The organism is Brevundimonas sp. FV1ye28 (assembly GCF_058681135.1).
Genome location: NZ_CM178731.1, coordinates 1,160,458 through 1,179,945, shown reverse-complemented (window position 1 = coordinate 1,179,945; position 19,488 = coordinate 1,160,458). Strand labels below are relative to the sequence as shown.

Here is a 19,488-nt window from a genome sequence, read left to right as displayed (position 1 = left end):
CTTCACCAGCGCTTGACGAGTTGCAGCGAGATCTGACGGCCAAGTGCATTGGTGTTGGCCGCGTCATAGCCGATCCCGCGCGAGGCGTCGTAGAACGGCGGCTCCGAGTTCGCGAGATTGAGCACGTTCAGGGAGAGGGAAAGGCCCTCACCCCAGTCCCGGAAGTCGTAGCGGACCTGACCGTCGAAGGTCGCCCAGTCATCAATGCTTCGACCGCCGACCGGGTCTCGACCCCCGCTGACATAGTTGGCGATCAGGCCGAGCGTCAGAGGGCCGCTGAGCCACTGACCGCCGATCCGGCCGCGCCAGCGTGCGGGAAAGTGCGGGTCTCCCAGCAGGTCTTCGTTCGGGGAGGCGTCGGTGATCTGGCGATCGTTGGTCAGGAGATGGGTGATCGATCCGTCGATCGACATCTGACCGGCGCCCAGGTCGAAGCGATATCGCGCCGACAGGTCCAGCCCCTCGACCTCGACGGCGGCGGCGTTGACGAAGCGGTTGTCGACGACCACGCCATAGGCGGTGACGGGCATGACGGTCGGGTTGAAGTTGCCGGGGTGGTCCAGCAACGACTGGACGAGGGCGCGATCTTCCGTGTTCGTGGCCGGGCTCACGAAACGGACGAAGGGGGACAGGGCAGGGTCGTTGAGAACATTCGTCAGGTTCTCAAGAACCGGGTTGCCGATGCGATCCTCGAACCGGGTCCGGAACCACCCGCCTTCCAGCCGGAAGCCGCTCAGGGCCGCCGGCGTCCAGACGAAGCCCGCCGTGGTCGAGGCGGCCGTTTCCGGGCGCAGATCTGGATTGCCGCCGTACTGGACGACCGCGAGGACATTGACGCCGCCACGGTTGAGGAAGGTCGGGCCCAGGGCGTAGGCCGTGAACAGCTCCCGGAGCGCCGGCGCCCGGAATGATGTCCCATGGCTCGCGCGCAGCAGCAGGTCGGGCGTTGGGCTGTAGAGCAGACCGACCTTGGGGTTGGTGGATTGCCCGACACCCTCATGGTCTTCGATCCGCGCCGCCAGGGAGAACTCCAGACGTTCCAGTCCGGGGCGGGCGTTGGCGGCGCTCACGAACGGCGCGCGGAACTCGACGAAGGCCGCCGAGACGTCGCGTTCATAGACGAGCGGGGCGACGATGCGCGGCGCCACGCCGGAGAGGAAATTCTCGCCTTCGGTCTCGAACCGCTCGCGGCGAAGATCGACGCCGACAGCCATGCGCAGCGGCCCGCCGGCGAGCTCCAGGAGCGATCCGTCGGCCTTGAGGTTCGCCGACGCCACTGTGGTCGTATGGTCGGTCCAGGAATAGCCCGAGCCGATATGCGCCCGCATGGCCGCGCTGGTGTTGGTCGGATCGCCGTAGGGATTGAAGAAGCCGTCGACCGCCGTTCTGAAGACCGTCGTCGGTATGTCCGCCCGTGACCCGAGAGCCTCCTGAAGGAAGGTCGTCTGCACGCGATTGGACAGCGTGCGGCTGCTGAACTCCCGACCGCCGCTGACGTAGGCCGACAGGTTCCAGTCCCGGATCGCGCCGTTGACACCAAAGGCCCCGCTGACGCTGCGCGTGCGGCCTTCCGAGAGCGCCGGGCCCAGCTCGTCGATCCAGGAATAGGCGATGTCGTGGCGGGTTGCGCCCACCGGAGACACGAAATGAGGATTGGCGGAGGTGATCGCCACGATGCCGGTGTCGGCCGGCGTCTGAAGCGTGTGGTTCCGTTCCGTGTAGCGGATGTCGCCGTCGAGGCTGAAACCGAAGGGAAGGTTCTGCCGCACCGCGGCGAAGAGGCTGTGCCGACGCTGGTGCGGCAGGAACCACTGACCCTGGTTCTGGTTCGTGAGGTTGACCTCATTGGCCCGGAAGTCGCCCGGGGTCAGCCCAGTGCCGTCCTGATCGCGAGGAATGGCGAAGATGGGCCGATAGGAGCCCGTGACAGGATCCTGCGCCATGAGGTTGCCGGGCGCGCTGTAGACCAGCCGCCAGTCAGAGCCGCCCAAGGGGCGCAGGTCGGCGCTGGAGGTCACCCGTCGATCTTCGGATCGAAGCTCTCCGCGATCGTGAAACTCATAGGCCGCGACAAGGCTTCCGCTCGCCCAGTTGAACCCGCCGACATGGGACACCAGAACTTCCTCGGCGCCGCCGTCGCTCGTACCGCCCACCCGCAAGCGGCTCTCCGCCTGATCGAACTGGGACTTCAAGATGATGTTGACGACTCCGCCGACCGCGTCCGCGCCGTAGAGCGCTGAAGCCCCGTCCAGCAGGACGTCCACCCTCGCGATCGCACTGGACGGAATGTTGGAGATGTCGGCGAAGTCGCCGGAGAGGCCGGTGCCGGCGATCCGCCGGCCGTTGACGAGGACGAGGGTCGCGTCCGCGCCGAGCCCGCGCAGGTTCAGGCCGGTCGCCGCGCCGCTGTTCCGGGCCGAGCGATCCGCGCCGGTGTTCGCGGAGCCCTCATAGGCGGCGCCGGTGAAATTCTGGGGGAGGGCGGCGAGGGTCTCGGCCACCGTCGCGCGTCCTTGCCGCGCCACATCGTCCTGGGTCAGCACCGTGACAGGCGAGGGGCTGTCGACACCCCGGAAATAGCTGCCCGTGACCACGACCTCTTCGAGCTGGGTGGCTTCGGCTTCCGCCTCCGCGCGGGCCGACGGATCGACCAGCACGAAGACGGTCGGCCGGCTCTGCCGATAGGTGAGGCCTGTCCCGCGCAGCAACTGGGCGAGCGCCGCTTCCGCCGTGAAATCACCGGTGACGGCCGGGGACTGGCGTCCGGCGACGAGCGCGCTGGGATAGAGGATCTGCAGGCCGCTCTGCTGGGCGAAGACCGGCAGGCTTCGCTCAAGGGGGCCGGCCCCGATGCTGAACGCGCGCACGGCGTCGACCGACTGCGCCGCTACCGGCGTCGTAACACCCATCATCAGCGCGGCGAACGCGGTTGAAGTGAACCTGTGACTCATGATCTCCCCCGATTTTCTACCCGCAGTTTTGCGGGTCGGGGAAGGAGACGTCGGGTCGCGGACCATCCCCTAAGTCAGGGGTCAAATTATTTTCAGGCGGGACCCGTCAGGACGAGATGGCCGTCCGGCGCCCGGGTCGCTTCGAGCGCGTAAAGGTCCCTCAGCGCCGCGACGAAGCCGTCGACATCGCCGGCATCAAACACGCCGCTGACACGGATGCTGGAGATTCGATCGTCCCGCAGTTCGACCGGCGAAGGGCTGTAGCGATTGACCTCCGCCACCGCGACGGCGATCGGGGTGTTCTCAAATGTCAGGCGGCCGGTCGTCCAACTCGTCGCCGCCGGCACGTTCACCGCGACGACCGCGGGGCGTTGGACCGAAGTCGTGACCTGTTGTCCCGGTGCGAGGGTCCAGGCCGACCGCGACGCCGCCTCCTGCCGGACCGCAACCTTTCCCTCGACCAGAACGACCTGGGCGCCGGCGCCGGCCCTGCGGACATCGAAGCGGGTGCCGATCGCGGTCACCTCGGTGTCGCCGGCCTTCACCAGGAAGGGGCGAGCCGCATCCCCCTGTACCTCGAACATGGCGCGTCCGGAGGCCAGGGTCACCAGCCGCTCGGAACCACTGAACCGGACCGTAACGTGGGAGTCCGTGTCCAGAATGATGCGTGAGCCGTCCTCGAGCCGGACCGTCCGCTGCTCCCCGATGGCGGTGTCATAAGCGTCCGGCCGTTGGGCGGACCACCACGACCAGCTTCCCACCGCGAGCGCCAAGGCTACCGCGCCCGCTGCACCGAGCGGGATCAGGCGGCCGGAAGGACTTCTGCGCCGGCTGGGCGTGGCCTGGCGGGCCCGGTTCGTCGCGTCTTCCGTGAGCCCCGCCATCCCAGGGGTCTTTGCGAGCGTTCCGGCCGCATCCCACATCGCTTCAAGGCGACTGAAGGCGCGGGCGTTCTCAGGATCCCGCCGCCAGTCGCTGAAGTCCTTGATGTCGGCAGTCGTGACCTGGCGCTGGTTCAACTTGCTGAACCATTCCGCTGCTTCCGTGCGCCTGATTTCGGCTTCAGCCTCGATCGTCATCCGTCTTGCCTACAAGTCCAGCCGAGACGCGCAGTACTCGAGCGCCCTGGACATTCGCCATTCCACCGTTTTTACGCTGATCCCGAACGACTGAGCGATCTCCGGATAAGTCATACCGCCAAAGCGGCTCAAGACGAAGACGTCGCGGTAGAGTTGCGGCATGGACCGGATCACCTGCTCGAGCAGAACCTGATCGAACTGGGAGGCGGCCTCGGCTCCGGCCGGCCTCTGAAACTCCCGATCCCGTCGCCGACGTCCTTCTTTCCGGCTCTCATCGCGGACCAGGTTCAGGGCGATCTTGAGCAGAAACGCCTTCGGGTGGCGAATGTCGTCCAGCGCATAAGGCGCGGCGCGAATGTAGGTCTCCTGGACGACATCGGCCGCCGCATCGGCGTCAATGTGGGCTCGTAAGCGCCGATCCAGCCAGGCGGCATAGCGCCGATAGAGACGGTTGATACCGTCCTGCGCCTCCGCCCCAAGCTGCTTCGTATCGGTCACCACAGTTCTCCGGCCTCTCGACGAGAGGGTCCGGAACCCAGACGCGTCCACACGGCCCGGGACAGGCGCGCAGGCGCGCGCCGTCAGGCGTTGGGAACGGGCATCCGCGCGGATGCGCGACGCCGTCGATGATTTGATATCGCACAGGGGATTCCAGGCCCCACCAACGCAAGCGTCGGCCACGCCAGCATGAATCAAACGAAATCCCGGTGCAAGCCGGAGGGGTCGGGCGTTGGAATCCTCTGCGATCGTGAGGCCCGCTGCTTCGGTTCAAAGCGGCGCCCCTGTGGCTTTGACAGGCCCCGGCTCAAGCTGTGCGCCTATCTCACGGCGCCCGACCGGGGCGGTCTAGAAGGGCGTCCAACTGAGGGCAAGCGCGTCAATTCGCCCTACGGGGCAGGCGGTCCCAACCGCAAAAAACTGGCGGACGCCCCGCAATTCACTGTCGTTGCCCGGCTGATGATTCCCGCCCACCGTGCATCGAGATCAATTGAAGCGGAGCCGATCATGGAGCCCAGTCGTCACGCGGAACGCCGTCCCATCATGCTGCTGAGCGGCCGCGAAGCCGAATGTCTGCTCTGGGTCAGTCGCGGGAAAAGCTCAGCGGACATCGGCCAGATCGTTGGGCTCTCCCCGCGAACCGTCGACAGCTACCTCGAGAAGGCCTGCGCCAAACTGGGTGTGCGAACCCGGATCGAGGCGGTCGCGGTCGGGGTGCGCACCGGCATCATCGACCCCGAAGGCGGCTGAGCCGGCGCGGCCCCGTCCGGTGCGCTGCGGGAGGAGGGGGCGGGCCTGGAACTTCTGTACAGAAGCCCGGAGGTTTCGGCCCTGATCGCCGCCGACGCATTGCGTCCCCTGGCTCAAGACCAGCGCCTGTCCGTTCCGGAACCCGCCGCCCTCATCTTGTCGGCCGCCGTCGCGATTGTCGATCCATCCGAGCATGCGGTCTCGGGCGACACCTCACAGGTATTTGGTGATGTCTTTGAACTCGGCGAGGGCCTTGCGGGCCTCGTCCGGATCGCCCTCGGCCGCATGGGCCAGGCAGTGGTCGATGTGATCGTGGATCAGCGTCTTCTTGGCGGCCGCGACCGCCTTCTCGATGGCGTGAAGCTGCTGCGCCAGATCCTGGCAGGGCCGGCCGCTCTCGATCATCTGGATGACCGTATGCAGATGGCCGTCGGCGCGGCGAAGGCGTTTGACGATCTCGGGATGGGAGGCGTGGGAGACGTGGGCCATGCCGCCGCATATCCTCCCCAGGAGGACATTGCAACTATCCTCCCCGGGGGGATAAGGTCCGCCTGGCGCGCGCTCGCGTCGGACCTCGGAGTCGCTCGTGTTCTCTCCCCTGCGTCACCGCGCCTACCGGCATCTGTTCATCGCCCAGGTCGGGGCTCTGCTGGGGACGGGGATGGCGACCGTCGCGCTCGGTCTGCTGGCCCACGACCTGGCGGGCGCCAACGCCGGCGAGATCCTGGGCGCCGCGCTGGCGATCAAGATGATCGCCTATATCGGCGTCGCGCCCTTCGCGAGCGCCCTGGCGGCGAAGCTGCCGAGGAAGACCCTTCTGGTGTCGCTCGACGTGGTCCGCGCGGGCGTCGCGGCCGCCCTGCCGTTCGTCGGCGAGGCCTGGCAGGTCTATGCCCTGATGACGGTTCTCTACGTCGCCTCGGCGGCCTTCACTCCGGCCTTTCAGGCCATGATTCCCGACCTCCTTCCGGACGAGGGCGAATACACCAAGGCCCTGTCGCTCTCGCGGCTGGCGGCCGATCTGGAGAGCGTGGCCAGCCCGGTTCTGGCCGCCTTGCTGCTGGCGGTGATGAGCTACAACAATCTGTTCGTCGGAACGGCGCTCGGTTTCGTCGTCTCGGCCCTCTTCGTGGTCAGCGCGGTCCTGCCCACCCTGTCCCGGGCGCAGCCGCTGCCCTTCATGCAGCGGCTGACGGGCGGCCTGCGTCTGTTCGCCCTGACGCCGCGCCTGCGCGGATTGATGGCGATCAGCCTCGCCGAGGCTGCTGGTGGGGCGATGGTGTTCGTCAACACCGTCGTCCTGGTTCAATCCCGCTTCGGCCTCTCGGGCCAGCACACCGCCTGGGCCCTGGCGGCCTTCGGCATCGGCTCCATGAGCTCTGCCGTCGCCTTGCCGCGTCTGCTCACGCGCGTCTCCGATCGCATCGCCATGCTCTGGGGGACGGTCATCATGACGGGCGTTCTGCTCGCAGGATCGGTCCTGGCCACGAGCTATGTCGTGCTTCTCGGGCTGTGGGCCGTGATGGGCATGGGCTACTCCCTGACGCTGACCCCGGCAGGTCGGGCGTTGCGGCGGTCTTCCAACACCCAGGACCGGCCGGCTCTGTTCGCGGCCCAGTTCGCCCTGTCGCACGCCGCCTGGCTGATCGCCTATCCAGTGGCCGGCCTGGTCAGCGCCGCCGTCGATCCGAGCGCCGCCTTCCTCGTGCTGGCTGGCCTAAGCGCGGTCGGGACCGTGCTGGGATTTGTGATCTGGCCGGCTCACGACCCTGCGGACCTCCCGCACGTCCACGATAATCTGAGTGCGGGGGATGCGCACTTGGCCGACGCGGAGGTGACCGAGGCCGGTGCTGCGCATGCGCATCCGGTCGTCATCGACGATAGCCATCCGCGGTGGCCGAAGCGTCCGGACTGACGATACGCTCGCCGTAGTTGGTCATGACTCCACCGGGTCGATAGCGACCCGGCAGCCGCGCGTCGTGGCGCACGGTCAGAGCCGCAGGAGCACGGCTCCAGTCCCGCGGCCGCCAGCATGACTGGCGGTGGTGGCCGTGTTCGAGAAGGCTCATCCCGTGTTGGCGCCGGGATCGGGCCGACGCGGTAAGCTGTGACAGCCGGAATTGCGAAGCCCGGCTCCGACGATGACTATTCGACGAACTCGACCCGTTCGTAGGCACCGCTCGTGACCAGGGTGATCGTTACCGGCCCATCGCCTCGGTTGCGCCAGAACCAACCATGATGGCCGTCAAACGCGGCCACCAGCACGCCCTGAACGCGGCTGTCCGTGCCCTTGCCGTAGCCATGGTAGGAGATTCCGCGCCCGTCGCCGTGGGTGTCGTAGTTCACCGCTCCGCCGTCAGCGGACCAGGTGAACTCGGCGCGATCGCCTTCCTTCATGGTCAGCTTGATCTCGCCGCCCTCGTCGGGTTCGAGGGTCAGGCTCGTGCGGTCCGAACGAACCGGCGTGCCCGGCGCCGTCGCGGCGGCGACGGGCGCTGGGATAGCGGCTGCGCCGGGCGCGGTCGCAGGTGGAGCGACAGAAGGTACAGCCGTGTCTGGCTGCGACCCAGCCGTCGGAGCTTCCGTCGGCGCCGTCAGCGGCGTGGTGGCCACCGTGACCGTTTGCGGCGCGGCCCCGGCCTCTTCAGCCTCCGCCTCGGCGGCGAGCTGGCGCTTGATCCGGCCCATCTCGGTCAGGCCGAGCAGGGAGCCGACCCGCGTAGGATCGATCCCGTACTCGGCGGGCAAGACGACGGTGGCGAGCAGGGCCGAGGCGACGACGACGGCGATGCCGGTGGACTTCAGCAGTTTGGCGGTCGACGGCAGTTCGGAGGCGTCGGGTTTGTTGGCGTTGTACATTTGAGGTCTCCGGTCAGGCGACGAAGAAGCCGACGAGCTGATAGCCCGCCAGGATGAAACCGAGGGTCATGAGGATGACGTTGGCGGCGTAGGCGTGCCGCCAGAAGCCGGTCGTCTTCCTCCAGAAGCCCATGACGATGAGGATGGCGCCCAGGGCGAGGAGCTGGCCGACCTCGACGCCGATGTTGAAGGCGATGAGATTGCCGATCAGGCCGTCGGGCGAGAGGTTGAAGTCCTGAAGCTTGGTGGCCAGGCCGAAGCCGTGGACCAGGCCGAAGATCAGGGTCGCCGCCCTGGTGGAGGGTTGGAAGCCGAACCAGCGCTGGAAGGCGCCCATGTTGTCGAGCGCCTTGTAGGCGACCGACAGGCCGATGGCGGCGTCCACCAGATAGCTGGAGACGCTGATATTGGTCAGAACGCCCAACAGCAGGGTGGTGGAGTGGCCGATCGCGAACAGGGTCACATAGAGGCTGATGTCCTTCATCCGATAGAGGAAGAAGATCACCCCCAGCAGGAACAGCAGGTGGTCGTAGCCGGTGACCATATGCTTGGCCCCGAGGTAGACGAAGGGCCAGAACAGGAAGCCCGACGTCTCCTGGATGTAGCCCTTGTCGCCTTCGGCGACGCCGTGGGCGAGGGCGACGGTCAGGCAGCCGTTGAGCAACAGGATGAACAGCCCCAGCAGGAGGACGCCCGCAGGCGTCCTCAGCCAGGCCGTCCACCGATGAATCGCGGCGGTCATGCGTTGCTCCGAGTGAAGGGAAGACGGGGAAGCCAGCGCCGCGGCGCGCCGTCCGCGTGGGACGGCCGACCGTGGACGAGGCTGTAGAGGGCGGGAAGGATCAGCAGGGTCAGGATCGTCGAGGAGATGATCCCGCCGATCACGACCGTCGCCAGCGGGCGTTGGACCTCGGCGCCGGCCCCCACGTTCAGGGCCATCGGCACGAAGCCGAGGCTGGCGACCAGGGCGGTCATCAGCACCGGCCGCAACCGGGTCAGGGCGCCTTCGCGGATCGCTTCCCCAAGGGGTTTGCCTTCAGCGATCAAGGTGCGGATGAAACTGACCATGACGACGCCGTTCAGCACCGCCACCCCGGACAGGGCGATGAAGCCGACCGCCGCCGAGATCGAGAGCGGCAGTCCGCGCATCGCCAGGGCGGCGACCCCGCCGGTCAGGGCCAACGGTACGCCCGAGAAGACGATGGCGCTGTCCTTGACCGACCGGAAGAGGGCGAACAGCAGGCCGAAGATCAGCAGCAGCACCACCGGCACCACCAACTGCAGCCGCTTGGCTGCCGAGATCAGCTGTTCGAACGTGCCGCCGTAACTGATCCAGGACCCGGCCGGGACCTCGACTTCGGCTCCGACCTTTTCCTGGACCTCGGCGATGAAGGACCCCAGGTCGCGGCCCCGCACATTGGCGGTGACCACAACCCGGCGCTTGCCGTCCTCGCGGCTGATCTGGTTTGGGCCCTTCTCGACGACGATGGTCGCGATCTCCTCCAGCGGCACGAAAGCCGTGCCGCCCGAGCCGGGCACGGGAATGCGCAGCCGGCCGATGGCTTCGGTGTCCTGGCGCAGCGTCTCGGGCAGGCGCACGACCACATCGAAGCGCCGGTCGCCCTCGAACACCTGGCCTGCGACCACGCCGCCGATCGAGGTCGCGACGACCTGCTGGACATCATCCATGCTGATCCCCAGTCGCGACAGGGCGGCGCGGTCGGGCCTGATCTGCAAGACCGGCAGGCCGGTGACCTGTTCGACCGAGACATCCTCGGCGCCCTCGATGCCGCCGACCACGCTTTCGACGGCGTTGCCGACCTCAAGAAGGGCGTCGAGATCGTCGCCGAACACCTTGATGGCGACGTCGGCGCGAACGCCCGAGAGGAGTTCGTTGAAGCGCATCTGGATCGGCTGGGTGAACTCGTAGTTGTTGCCCGGGATCTGGGCCACGGCCGCCTGGAGTTCGGCCAGGAGTTCGGCCCGGGGTTTGCGCGGATCGGGCCAGTCCTTCCTATCCTTCAGCATGATGAAGGTGTCGGCGACCGAGGGCGGCATGGGATCGGTGGCCACCTCGGCGGTGCCGATCTTGGCCACGACCCGCTCGACCTCGGGGAACTGGGCGATCCGCCGCTCCAGGGCCGTCTGCATCTGCACGGCCTGGCTGAGGGAGGTGCCGGGGATGCGAAGCGCGTGCATGGCGATGTCGCCCTCGTCGAGGTTCGGGATGAACTCCGACCCCATGCGGCTGGCGCCCAGGGCCGCGATCGCCACCAGGGCCACGGCCACGGCCACGAAGGCCACCCGCATGCGCAGGGCGAGGTCCAGCGCCGGCTGATAGAAGCGCCGGGCGCCGCGCATGACGAAGCTGTCCTTCTCCTGAACCTTGCCGGTGACGAACATGGCCACGGCGGCCGGGACGAAGGTCAGCGACAGGACCAGCGCGCAGGTCAGGGCGATGACGACGGTGATCGCCATCGGATGGAACATCTTCCCCTCGACGCCGGTGAGGGCGAAGATCGGCACATAGACGAGAGTGATGATCAGCACCCCGAACAGGGACGGTCGGATGACCTCCCCGGAGGCCGAAGCCGCCAGCTCGAACCGCTCCTCGCGTGTGAGCAGGCGGCCCAGGCGATGCTGGGTCTCGCCGAAACGGCGCAGGCAATTCTCGACGATGATGACCGCGCCATCGACGATGAGGCCGAAATCCAGCGCGCCCAGGCTCATCAGATTGCCCGAGGTGTCTGTCCGCACCATGCCGGTGATGGTCATCAGCATGGTGACGGGGATGACCGCCGCCGTGATCAAAGCCGCCCGGATGTTCCCGAGCAGCAGGAACAGCACGACGATGACCAGCAACGCCCCTTCGACCAGATTCTTCTCGACCGTGTGGATCGCCCGGTCGACCAGATCGGTCCGGTCATAGACGGGCACGGCCCGGACGCCGGAGGGCAGAGCCCTGGATGCTTCGCCCAGACGGGCGGCGACCGCCTGGGCCACGGTTCGGCTGTTTTCGCCGACGAGCATGAACACCGTGCCGAGCACCACCTCGCGGCCGTCCTCCGTAGCGGCGCCCGTTCGCAGTTCTTCCCCCATCACCAGGTCAGAGACATCGGCCACCCGGACCGGCACGCCGTTGCGGTTGGCGACGATGATGGCGCCGAGATCCTCGAGCGTCTCCGCCTGGCCGGGAACCCGGACCAGGTATTGCTCGCCGTAGCGTTCGACATAGCCGGCGCCGACATTGGCGTTGTTGCGATTCAGCGCCTCGACGACCTCAGCCATGGTCACGCCATAGGCGACGAGACGATCCGGCCAGGGCGTGACGTGATACTGCCGCTCGAAGCCGCCGATGGTGTTGACCTCGGTGACGCCGGGCGTGTTGCGCAGCTGGGGCCGGATGACCCAGTCCTGCAGGGTTCGCAGGTCCTCGGGCGTGTAGAGTTCGCCGTCAGGACGGCGCGCGCCCTGTTCGGCCTCGATCGTGTACATGAAGATCTCGCCCAGGCCCGTGGCGATGGGACCGAGTTCGGGCGTCAGCCCTTCCGGCAGCTGACCCCGCGCCGCCTGCAGCCGTTCATTGACCAGCTGACGCGCGAAATAGATGTCGGTGCCGTCCTCGAAGACGACGGTGACCTGGCTCAGCCCGTAGCGCGAAACCGAGCGCGTGTACTGCAGGCCCGGCACGCCGGCGATGGCGGTTTCGACCGGGAAGGTGATCCTCTGTTCGGATTCCAGCGGCGAGAAGCCGGGGGCCTCGGTGTTGATCTGGACCTGGACGTTGGTGATGTCCGGCGTGGCGTCGATCGGCAGGCGCTGGAAACTCCAGACGCCGACCGCGCAGGCCAGGATGACGAGCGCCATGACGATCCAGCGGAAGCGGATCGACAGCGCGATGATGCGTTCGAGCATGACGGTTCGAGCCCCTAGTGATCGTGGCTCGCGCCGGACTTCTCGACGTCCGCGCGGATGAGGAAGGCGCCGTCCACGACGTATTCGACGCCGGGCTCTATGCCGCTCAGGACCTCCGTCCATTCCGGCGTGCGGCGGCCCAGTTCCAGCATCCGCACCTCATAGGTCGTGCCGAAGCGGGCATAGACCACGGTGAAGTCGCGGAACGGCTGAAGCGCCTTGGTGCGGACCGCCAATGGAACCTGACCGGCGCCGACCTGAACCGTGCCCGACACCCCCAGACCCGGCCGCCAGACGCCGCCCTGATAGGGCAGGTCGACATGGGCGATGAGCACCTGGCTGGTCAGATCCGTCGAGGGCAACACCGCCTCGATTCGGCCGTTGAAGGTGTAGTCGCCCGCCAGGCTTTGCACCGTGACCGGCTGGCCCGCGCGCACCCGTTCGGCGTCGCGCGGATAGAGCAGGAACTCGGCGTGCAGCCGGGTCGGATCGCCGATCATGAGCATCGGCTCGCCGGCGCCCGTAATCGAACCGACATTGACGTTCTTGGCGACGATCATCCCCGAGATGGGCGCGGTGACCGAATAGGTTTGCAGGCTCTCGCTGGACTCGACCCGGGCGATGACCTGGCCGCGCGAGACGCGCGTGCCCAGTTGAACGTTCAGGCTCATCACCCGTCCTGGATAGCGGGCATGGACCTCGGCCTGGCCCTCAGGCGTGATCTCGACACGGCCAGTCAGCGGCAGGGTCTCGCCGAGCACCGCCGGCCCGACGCGCTCGACCGTGACGCCGCCGGCTCGGGCTGCATCGGCCGAAATGGTCGTGCGGCCTTCATAGGAGGCGTAGGTCCACCGGTGGCGTTTGCTGGCTTGCGCGGCCGTCACCACGACGTCGAAGGAGTGGGGTTCGAAGACTGGCGCGGGCGAGGTCAGATAGTCGTTTTCCGCAGCGAAGACGAACTGGTGGGTCTTGGGGCCGAGGCGGTTGAGGGTGATGGCGGCCTGAACCTGACGGGGATCGACCGGCTTGTCGTTGACGTAGGGATACAGCCGGAAGAGCGGTTCGGGCCCTTCCTCGTAGAGAGTGATCTCAAGCGCGAAGTCGCCGTCACGGAGCATGCGGCCCCGGTGCGGACCGCGTTCGTAGTCCGCCGCGGCGGCTTCGCCTTCCGCCTTCTCGGCGGGCGCGCCCTGGCCGCAGGCCGAGACGCCGACGGCGAGCGCCATCAGGGACACGGCGATCAGACGCCGCGAAACGGGGGGAGGGGTCATGGTTGGGTCTCCAGGCCGAGCAGGCCGGCATGCGCGCCGGTCAGCCGGTCGAGGCGGGCGCGGTCGATGTGGAATTGTTGGAGCACCGCGACGCGGCGCGCCCGGGTTTCGAGCAGGGCCGAATGGGCGCTCATGACGTCGTTGTAGGTGAAGCCGCCGCGCGCGAAGCCCTCGCGCACGAGCGACACCGCCCGTTCGGCCTGCGGCAGGATTTCCTCGCGGATCCTGCGCGCCTCGCTGGCCCGGGCCAGGAGTTGGACCTGCAGGCGGGCGATCTCACGCTCTCGATCGATGCGATAGGCTTCGAGATCAGCCTGGGCCGCCGTACCTTCTGCGCGAGCCCGGTCGATGGCGCCGAGGTTGCGGTCGTAGCGCTGGAGCGGGATGGAGCCGCCGAACACCAGGGAGAGATCATTATCCCAGATGTGCCGCAGGCCGACACTGACGGTCGGGTCCGGAACGGCGCGGGCTTCCTCGACGCGCACCTGGGCGTCGGCGATCCCCCGCTGGGCGAGGAAGATATCCAGATCGAACTGGGCGACGTCGCCTGCCGTGATGCGCGAGGCGCTGGTGTCCTCGAAGGCGGCGGCACCGACCCCGAAGTCCGCCGAACCGTCCCAGAACTTGGCGAGGGTGACGCGCGCCACCCGGAGGGTGATCTCGGCCTGATCGAAATCGATCTGGGCCTGGGCCAGTTCAGCCTCTGCGCGGGCGCCTGCGAACAGCGGATCCCGGGCGGCGTCGACGCGACGCTGCACCTGGACCTGGAACTGCTCCGCGAGCTCCAGTCGCTCGCGGGCGATCTCAAGTTGAGCTTCGGCCGTCAGGACATCCGTCCAGTCACGTTGCACCGTTTCGAGCCGATCGAGCTGCCGCACACGGGCGTTGGCGGCGACGAGAGCCCCTTCGCTACGGGCCAGATCAACCCGGGCCGGTCTGTCGCCGCCCCGCTCGATCCGCTGTTCGTAGCTGATCGTCGTCTCGGTGCGGCCGAGCAGGTCGCCACTGCCGACGGTCGGCAAGTTCTCCACCATCAGGCCCAGTGTGGGGTTTGGACGGATGTCCGCTTGGCGGATGCCGGCGTCGGCAGCGCGAGCGCGGGCCTCCAGGCCGGCGCGGGCCGGGTCGGCGGCGGCGGCGCGACGCAACGCCTCTTCCAGAGGCAGCGAACGCGCCGGGGCGTTCGCGGGCGACGGGGGCGTTATCGCCTGGGCGAACGCGTCCGTGGGCGGCAAAGCAACCGCAAGGGTGAGCGCGAGGGCCGAAACGGCTCCACATCGCGCCCACGATCCGGTCGAGCCGGACAGGGGATGTCTCAAGGTGGTCTCCAAAAACAGGGCGCGCACGGCCGTTCGGCCGCGCAGGATCAGACGATCAGGCGCTGCTGTTTAGGAGGGTGGGAAGGACCGTCACCTCGGAGTCCGGGCGGCGCGAGGTCTGGCGTTGGTCCCAGATCAGCGGACGCCATGATCACGGATTCGATCGGATGTGCGGGCGTCGCCAAGGCGACCTGAACGTCACCGCCACCGTGGTGGTGATGTTTGATCGGGCCGTCCGCAGGCGTCTCGGCGATCTCGAACGCCGAGGCGTCGTCGGTCGGTGAAGGCTCCGGCTGCTCGTGCTCGTGCTCGTGTCCGTGACCTTGATCGCGTTCGTGATCGTGGTCGATCATGGCCGCTTCCGCATAGGACACACCAGGGAACTGCAGGCCGTGTTCGATGCGATGCTGGGTGTTGATCACGCCATGCGCCTGCAGCGCGACCACGATGGTCACGCCGAGACAGACGCAGAAGAGGCGGAGCAGTTGCGGCAAGATAGAAGTCCCCGATTTTTGTCGGTTAGGGGGAATCGCCCTGCCGCGCAACGGCGGGATCGTCGCAGCACCGCAGTCGTCGGATCGCCGACCGGTTTCGATCAGGCCTCGGCGAACCGGGGCGATCGCGAGGTGACTCACGGTCGGGGGAGGGGGCGGGCCAGGAACTTCTGTGAGGAAGCCCGGCGTTTCGCCGCCGATCGCCGCCGACGCTGACGCGTCCCCTGGCTCTCGATCGACGCCTATCGTTCCCGGAACCCGCCGACGATGAGCCTACACTGCTCACGGCGGGTTGCGAAAGTCGGGCTTGACCGAAGGCGGCGAGGGAGGAAAACACGCCGATGGCCAAATACGCGCCCCTCGCAACCTTCCTTCGGCGCCAGAAGCGGGCGGAAGTGGATCTGACGTTCCGGGACATCGAACGGATTGTCGGCGGCATCCTGCCGAAAGCCGCGACCACGGACGGATGGTGGCGAGGGGACCCATCGGCCCCCCAGATGCCTCAGCACGTCGCTTTTGCGGACGCCGGCTTCGTCGCCGAACCACAAACGCGCGCCGAAACCGTCCGTTTCGTCCGGATGGATGCTGACCAGCACGGCTCCAGGCTGGAGCAGGTCGACGAACGGAATAGAACAGTCTGACGCCGGCGCGCCCCGGCGTCCCTGAACGGGCGTCGGTCGGGAGCGAGCCGGGTCGGACCGATCAGTTGTGGGCGGCGTGCCCCTGGGGCGCCGGCGCGTCCGTCGGAGCCGGGGCTCGCGGCGCCGGTTCGGCGGGGGCAGGCTCGGTCTTCATCTCGTCGCAGCACGTCATGGCGGCGTCGGCAGCCATGTCCTTGCAGCAGTCGCAGCCCTCCGCGGCCAGAGCCGCCCCGGCGCTCAGGGTCAGTATCGCACCGGCGGCGGCCAGCAGGTTGGAAACTTTCATCGTCGTTCTCCTAGTGAACCATGAAGCTGACGGAGCCGGACATCTTGTGGCCGTCCGGACCTTCGGCGGCCCAGGCGGCAGCATAGGTTCCCGGTGCGAGACGCGGCAAGGCCACGCTCACGGTCGCGGCCGATGGCGCATCTGGAGCGGTGACGACAATCGGCGCCTGGCCTTCGGCGGTGAGGGTCACGGTCTTCAGCATCATCGGGTGAGGGAAGGTCGCGCTGAACCGTTCGGGCGAACCGGATGTCATGGCGCCGTCGGCCGGGGTGGTGACGATGCCGGATGCGGCCGGAGCCTGGTGCTGCATTCCGGCGTGGCCGGCGTGCGGGTCCTGGGCGGCGGCGGTGCCGGCGAAGGCCAGAGCGGCGGTGAGGGTGAGGACGCGGATCATGGGGTCGTCTCCTTCGGTTAGAACCAGGCCTTGAGGCCGACGACGACGCGGGTGTCTTCTGCCTCGCCGCCTCGGGCGTCGATGTAGTCGGCGGTGTTTCCGAGCGCGCGGCTCCACTCGACGCCGACATAGGGGGCGAACTCCTTGCGGAATTCGTAGCGCAGTCTCAGGCCCGCCTCGATCGAAGAGAGGCCCGAGCCGATCTCCAGTTCTGGAATATCGCTGGCCGAGGCGTCGATTTCGAGGCGCGGCTGAAGGATCAGGCGCTGGGTGAGGCGCTGATCGTATTCGGCTTCGACGCGAGCGGTCAGGTCGCCCTTCGTGGACAGGAAGGCGGCCGCGTCGATTTCGAACCAATAGGGGGCCAGTCCCTGGAGACCTAGGACCAGATGGGTGGTGTCGTCGCCGTCAGGACGGAAGTCCTGGCGCACGCCGGCCTGCACGTCCCAGAACGGCGTGACGGCGCGGCTGTAGAGGGCCTGGAGTTCGGCCTCCTCCAGAGCGCCGCCGAACTCGCCTTCGCCCTCTGACTTCCACCAAAAGCGGTTGATGTCGCCGCCGCTCCAGCCCTGAACGTCCCACAGGTAGGTGTCCCCGCCATCGCCGAAGCGCGCTTCGAGGCGGTCGATGATGAGGGCGGTGGTGCGCACGGCGCCGTTCTCGGCGATCAGCGTCTGGCGCGATGCGTCCATCGCCTCTGCGCCGAAGACCCCGTCGGCGGCGTGCGTCGGACCGCTCAGGGCGGCGGCCGGAACCGGCGCCTCTGGAGGTCTGTCGGGATCGTCCGCGCTGGTCGGGACATCCGGCGGACCCATGCTCATTGCAGACATATCGTGTCCGGCGTGAGGGTCCGCCTCGGCGGGTTGCATCGTGGACATGTCGTGGCCGGCGTGCGGATCAGCCTGCGCTGGCGCCATGGTCGACATGTCGCGACCCGCATGAGGATCGACCGCGGGCGGCGTCTGCGCAGGCGGCATGACATGACCGGCATGCGGATCCTGCGCTGCCGGCGGAGCGGGCGTTTGAGGCGTGGCGACCGGCGCAGGCGCAGGGCGCGGCGCCGGGGTCGCCGGCATGACATGGCCCGCGTGAGGGTCCTGGGCCTGGGTGCTCAAGGCGCTGGCGGCGAGGATCAAGGGGGCGAGTGCGAGGGCGAGCCGGTTCATCAGGCCGCTCCGTCCATCGGCCGCACCGTCACGACATTGAACATGCCGGCGTGCATGTGCATCAGCATGTGGCAGTGGAAGGCCCAGTCTCCGGGGGCGTCGGCGGTCAAATCGAAGGTCACTTTCGATCCCGGCGCGACATTCACCGTGTGCTTCAGCGGCTGGTGGCCTTCGGGGCCGCCGGTCACCAGTTCGAAGAAATGGCCGTGCAGATGGATCGGGTGACCCATCATGGTGTCGTTCACCAGGGTTACGCGGACCCGTTCATTTCGTTCGAAGCGGATCGGCTCGACCAACTCCGAGAACTTCCGCCCGTCGAAACCCCACATGAACCGTTCCATGTTGCCGGTGAGATGGATTTCCATCGTTCGGGACGGCGGACGGCGATCCTTGTTCGGCTGGAGCGACACCAGATCGGTATAGACCAGCACGCGGTGATCGACGGATTCCAGGCCGAGAGGTCGGTCGCCCAACCGGTTGGCCGGCGCCATGGCGATCATGTCGACGCCCACGCCCACCGCCATGTCGGCCGACGCATTTTCGGGGTCCCGCATATTCATCCCGCCCATGCCCGCCATATCGGCCACGGGAGCGGCGGGTGGGGTCTGCCCCATGGCGGTGTGATCCATTCCGGACATCGCGCCGCCATCCATTCCGGCCATGCCGCCATGGTCCATGCCCGCCATCCCGCCGTGATCCATCCCGCCCATGCCCATGTCGCGCATGGTCAGGGTTGGAACCTCGCGAAGCGGCGGAACCTCGGCCGTCATGCCCAGGCGCGGGGCGAGCGTGGCGCGGCCCATGCCCGAGCGATCGATCGCCTCGGACACGATGGTGTAGGCGCGGTCTTCGGTGGGCTGGACGATGACGTCATAGGTCTCGGCCACCGAGATCTGGAACTCGTCCACCTCGACAGGCCGGACATGGTCGCCGTCCGCCTGGACCACGGTCATCGGCAAGCCGGGGATCCGCACATTGAAGATCGACATCGCCGAGGCGTTGATGACGCGCAGGCGCACGCGTTCGCCGGGACGAAACAGGCCGGTCCAGTTCTCTTCCGGGCCATGGCCGTTGACCAGGAAGGTGTAGGTCGTCCCGTTCACGTCGGAGATGTCACGCGGATCCATGCGCATCTGCCCCCACATGCGCCGCTCCTCGAGGCTCATGCCGTCCGCGCCTGAGAGCAGGCCGGACAGGGTCGTCCGCTGGCGGTTGAAGTAGCCGGGGCTCTTCTTCAGCTTCGCCAAGATCTCGTGGGGATGCATGAAGCTCCAGTCCGACAGGACCAGGACATGCTCACGGTCATAGGCGACGGGATCGGCGCTGGCCGGGTCGATGACGATCGGTCCGTAGTGGCCCATCGCCTCCTGGAGCCCGGAGTGGCTGTGATACCAATAGGTGCCCGACTGCTTGACCGGAAACTCATAGACGAAGGTCTCGCGCGGCCGGATGCCCGGGAAGCTGATGCCCGGCACGCCGTCCATCTGGAACGGCAGCAACACGCCGTGCCAGTGGATCGAGGTATCCTCGTCCAGGGTGTTGGTCACCGAAAGGCGGGCGTTCTGACCTTCGCGAAGGCGCAGCAGCGGCGCCGGCAGCAGGCCGTTGACCGTCACGGCGTGTCCGGTTCGCCCACCGACCGAGAACGGCGAGTGGCCGACCGTGAGGTCGATGTTCGGGCCGACGAGGGACGGCAACTCCGACCGAAGACCCGCTGAACCGGTCTGGGCCCAAGCGGGCAGAAGGCCTTGCAGACCGAGCAGGCCGCCTCCCGCCGCGGCGCTGCGTAGAAGGGTGCGTCGGTCCAGTCGCATGATCGACATCTAGGCTCGGTCCTCGCTCAGGCTGTCTCGACCTCTTCATCC

Annotated in this window: 17 protein-coding genes; 3 read left to right on the top strand and 14 right to left on the bottom strand. The window is 67.6% G+C overall.

Annotation, left to right across the window (positions count from 1 at the left end):
- Positions 1 to 2: 2 nt before the first annotated feature.
- The 3 genes from ACW171_RS05860 to ACW171_RS05850 form a co-directional block, all read right to left on the bottom strand.
- A complete protein-coding gene (locus ACW171_RS05860) occupies positions 3 to 2,951 on the bottom strand; it encodes a TonB-dependent receptor domain-containing protein (RefSeq protein WP_492096156.1) in 2,949 nt (982 codons plus the stop codon).
- 92 nt (positions 2,952 to 3,043) lie between these two features.
- The gene (locus tag ACW171_RS05855; RefSeq protein WP_492096155.1) at positions 3,044 to 4,030 is read right to left on the bottom strand and encodes a FecR family protein; all 987 of its coding nucleotides are present in this window, start codon (positions 4,028 to 4,030) and stop codon (positions 3,044 to 3,046) included.
- 9 nt (positions 4,031 to 4,039) lie between these two features.
- On the bottom strand, positions 4,040 to 4,528 hold the full coding sequence (locus tag ACW171_RS05850; protein WP_492096154.1) for an RNA polymerase sigma factor: 489 nt from the start codon (positions 4,526 to 4,528) through the stop codon (positions 4,040 to 4,042).
- Positions 4,529 to 4,717: 189 nt separating this feature from the next.
- Here ACW171_RS05850 and ACW171_RS05845 point away from each other — a divergent pair, with 189 nt between their 5' ends.
- The gene (locus ACW171_RS05845) at positions 4,718 to 5,278 is read left to right on the top strand and encodes a response regulator transcription factor (protein WP_492096153.1); all 561 of its coding nucleotides are present in this window, start codon (positions 4,718 to 4,720) and stop codon (positions 5,276 to 5,278) included.
- 213 nt (positions 5,279 to 5,491) lie between these two features.
- Here the strand turns inward: ACW171_RS05845 and ACW171_RS05840 are convergent, their stop codons facing one another.
- Entirely contained in the window at positions 5,492 to 5,767 is a 276-nt protein-coding gene (locus tag ACW171_RS05840; RefSeq protein ID WP_492096152.1) for a metal-sensing transcriptional repressor, read from the bottom strand.
- A gap of 97 nt (positions 5,768 to 5,864) precedes the next feature.
- Here ACW171_RS05840 and ACW171_RS05835 point away from each other — a divergent pair, with 97 nt between their 5' ends.
- Positions 5,865 to 7,193 carry an MFS transporter gene (locus tag ACW171_RS05835; protein ID WP_492096151.1) on the top strand — a complete coding sequence of 443 codons (1,329 nt, stop codon included), beginning with the start codon at positions 5,865 to 5,867 and terminating at the stop codon, positions 7,191 to 7,193.
- 230 nt (positions 7,194 to 7,423) lie between these two features.
- On the opposite strand, the gene ACW171_RS05830 is transcribed toward ACW171_RS05835, so the two are convergent.
- Genes ACW171_RS05830 through ACW171_RS05805 form a run of 6 tightly spaced genes read right to left on the bottom strand, consistent with a single transcriptional unit; the run spans position 7,424 to position 15,097 of the window.
- Positions 7,424 to 8,137 carry a transmembrane anchor protein gene (locus ACW171_RS05830; RefSeq protein WP_492096150.1) on the bottom strand — a complete coding sequence of 238 codons (714 nt, stop codon included), beginning with the start codon at positions 8,135 to 8,137 and terminating at the stop codon, positions 7,424 to 7,426.
- Between the two features lie 13 nt (positions 8,138 to 8,150).
- Complete coding sequence (locus ACW171_RS05825) at positions 8,151 to 8,879, bottom strand: HupE/UreJ family protein (RefSeq protein WP_492096149.1); 729 nt, start codon at positions 8,877 to 8,879, stop codon at positions 8,151 to 8,153.
- A complete protein-coding gene (locus ACW171_RS05820) occupies positions 8,876 to 12,052 on the bottom strand; it encodes an efflux RND transporter permease subunit (protein WP_492096148.1) in 3,177 nt (1,058 codons plus the stop codon). The genes ACW171_RS05825 and ACW171_RS05820 overlap by 4 nt, the downstream gene beginning before the upstream one ends.
- Before the next feature lie 14 nt (positions 12,053 to 12,066).
- On the bottom strand, positions 12,067 to 13,323 hold the full coding sequence (locus ACW171_RS05815) for an efflux RND transporter periplasmic adaptor subunit (protein WP_492096147.1): 1,257 nt from the start codon (positions 13,321 to 13,323) through the stop codon (positions 12,067 to 12,069).
- Positions 13,320 to 14,642, bottom strand: coding sequence for a TolC family protein (locus ACW171_RS05810; RefSeq protein ID WP_492096146.1), 1,323 nt, complete (start codon positions 14,640 to 14,642; stop codon positions 13,320 to 13,322). The genes ACW171_RS05815 and ACW171_RS05810 overlap by 4 nt, the downstream gene beginning before the upstream one ends.
- 47 nt (positions 14,643 to 14,689) lie before the next feature.
- Entirely contained in the window at positions 14,690 to 15,097 is a 408-nt protein-coding gene (locus ACW171_RS05805) for a hypothetical protein (protein ID WP_492096145.1), read from the bottom strand.
- A gap of 380 nt (positions 15,098 to 15,477) precedes the next feature.
- On the opposite strand from ACW171_RS05805, the gene ACW171_RS05800 reads away from it, so the two are divergent.
- A complete protein-coding gene (locus ACW171_RS05800) occupies positions 15,478 to 15,777 on the top strand; it encodes a DUF7662 domain-containing protein (protein WP_492096144.1) in 300 nt (99 codons plus the stop codon).
- A gap of 61 nt (positions 15,778 to 15,838) precedes the next feature.
- Here the strand turns inward: ACW171_RS05800 and ACW171_RS05795 are convergent, their stop codons facing one another.
- The 4 genes from ACW171_RS05795 to ACW171_RS05780 are packed head-to-tail and all read right to left on the bottom strand — an operon-like array spanning position 15,839 to position 19,446.
- Positions 15,839 to 16,063: an ammonium transporter family protein gene (locus ACW171_RS05795; RefSeq protein WP_492096143.1), complete on the bottom strand. Its 225-nt coding sequence runs from the start codon at positions 16,061 to 16,063 to the stop codon at positions 15,839 to 15,841.
- Positions 16,064 to 16,073: 10 nt separating this feature from the next.
- On the bottom strand, positions 16,074 to 16,457 hold the full coding sequence (locus tag ACW171_RS05790) for a copper resistance CopC family protein (RefSeq protein ID WP_492096142.1): 384 nt from the start codon (positions 16,455 to 16,457) through the stop codon (positions 16,074 to 16,076).
- 17 nt (positions 16,458 to 16,474) lie between these two features.
- Positions 16,475 to 17,623 carry a copper resistance protein B gene (locus ACW171_RS05785; RefSeq protein ID WP_492096141.1) on the bottom strand — a complete coding sequence of 383 codons (1,149 nt, stop codon included), beginning with the start codon at positions 17,621 to 17,623 and terminating at the stop codon, positions 16,475 to 16,477.
- Positions 17,623 to 19,446 carry a copper resistance system multicopper oxidase gene (locus ACW171_RS05780; protein WP_492096140.1) on the bottom strand — a complete coding sequence of 608 codons (1,824 nt, stop codon included), beginning with the start codon at positions 19,444 to 19,446 and terminating at the stop codon, positions 17,623 to 17,625. The genes ACW171_RS05785 and ACW171_RS05780 overlap by 1 nt, the downstream gene beginning before the upstream one ends.
- Positions 19,447 to 19,488 lie beyond the last annotated feature (42 nt).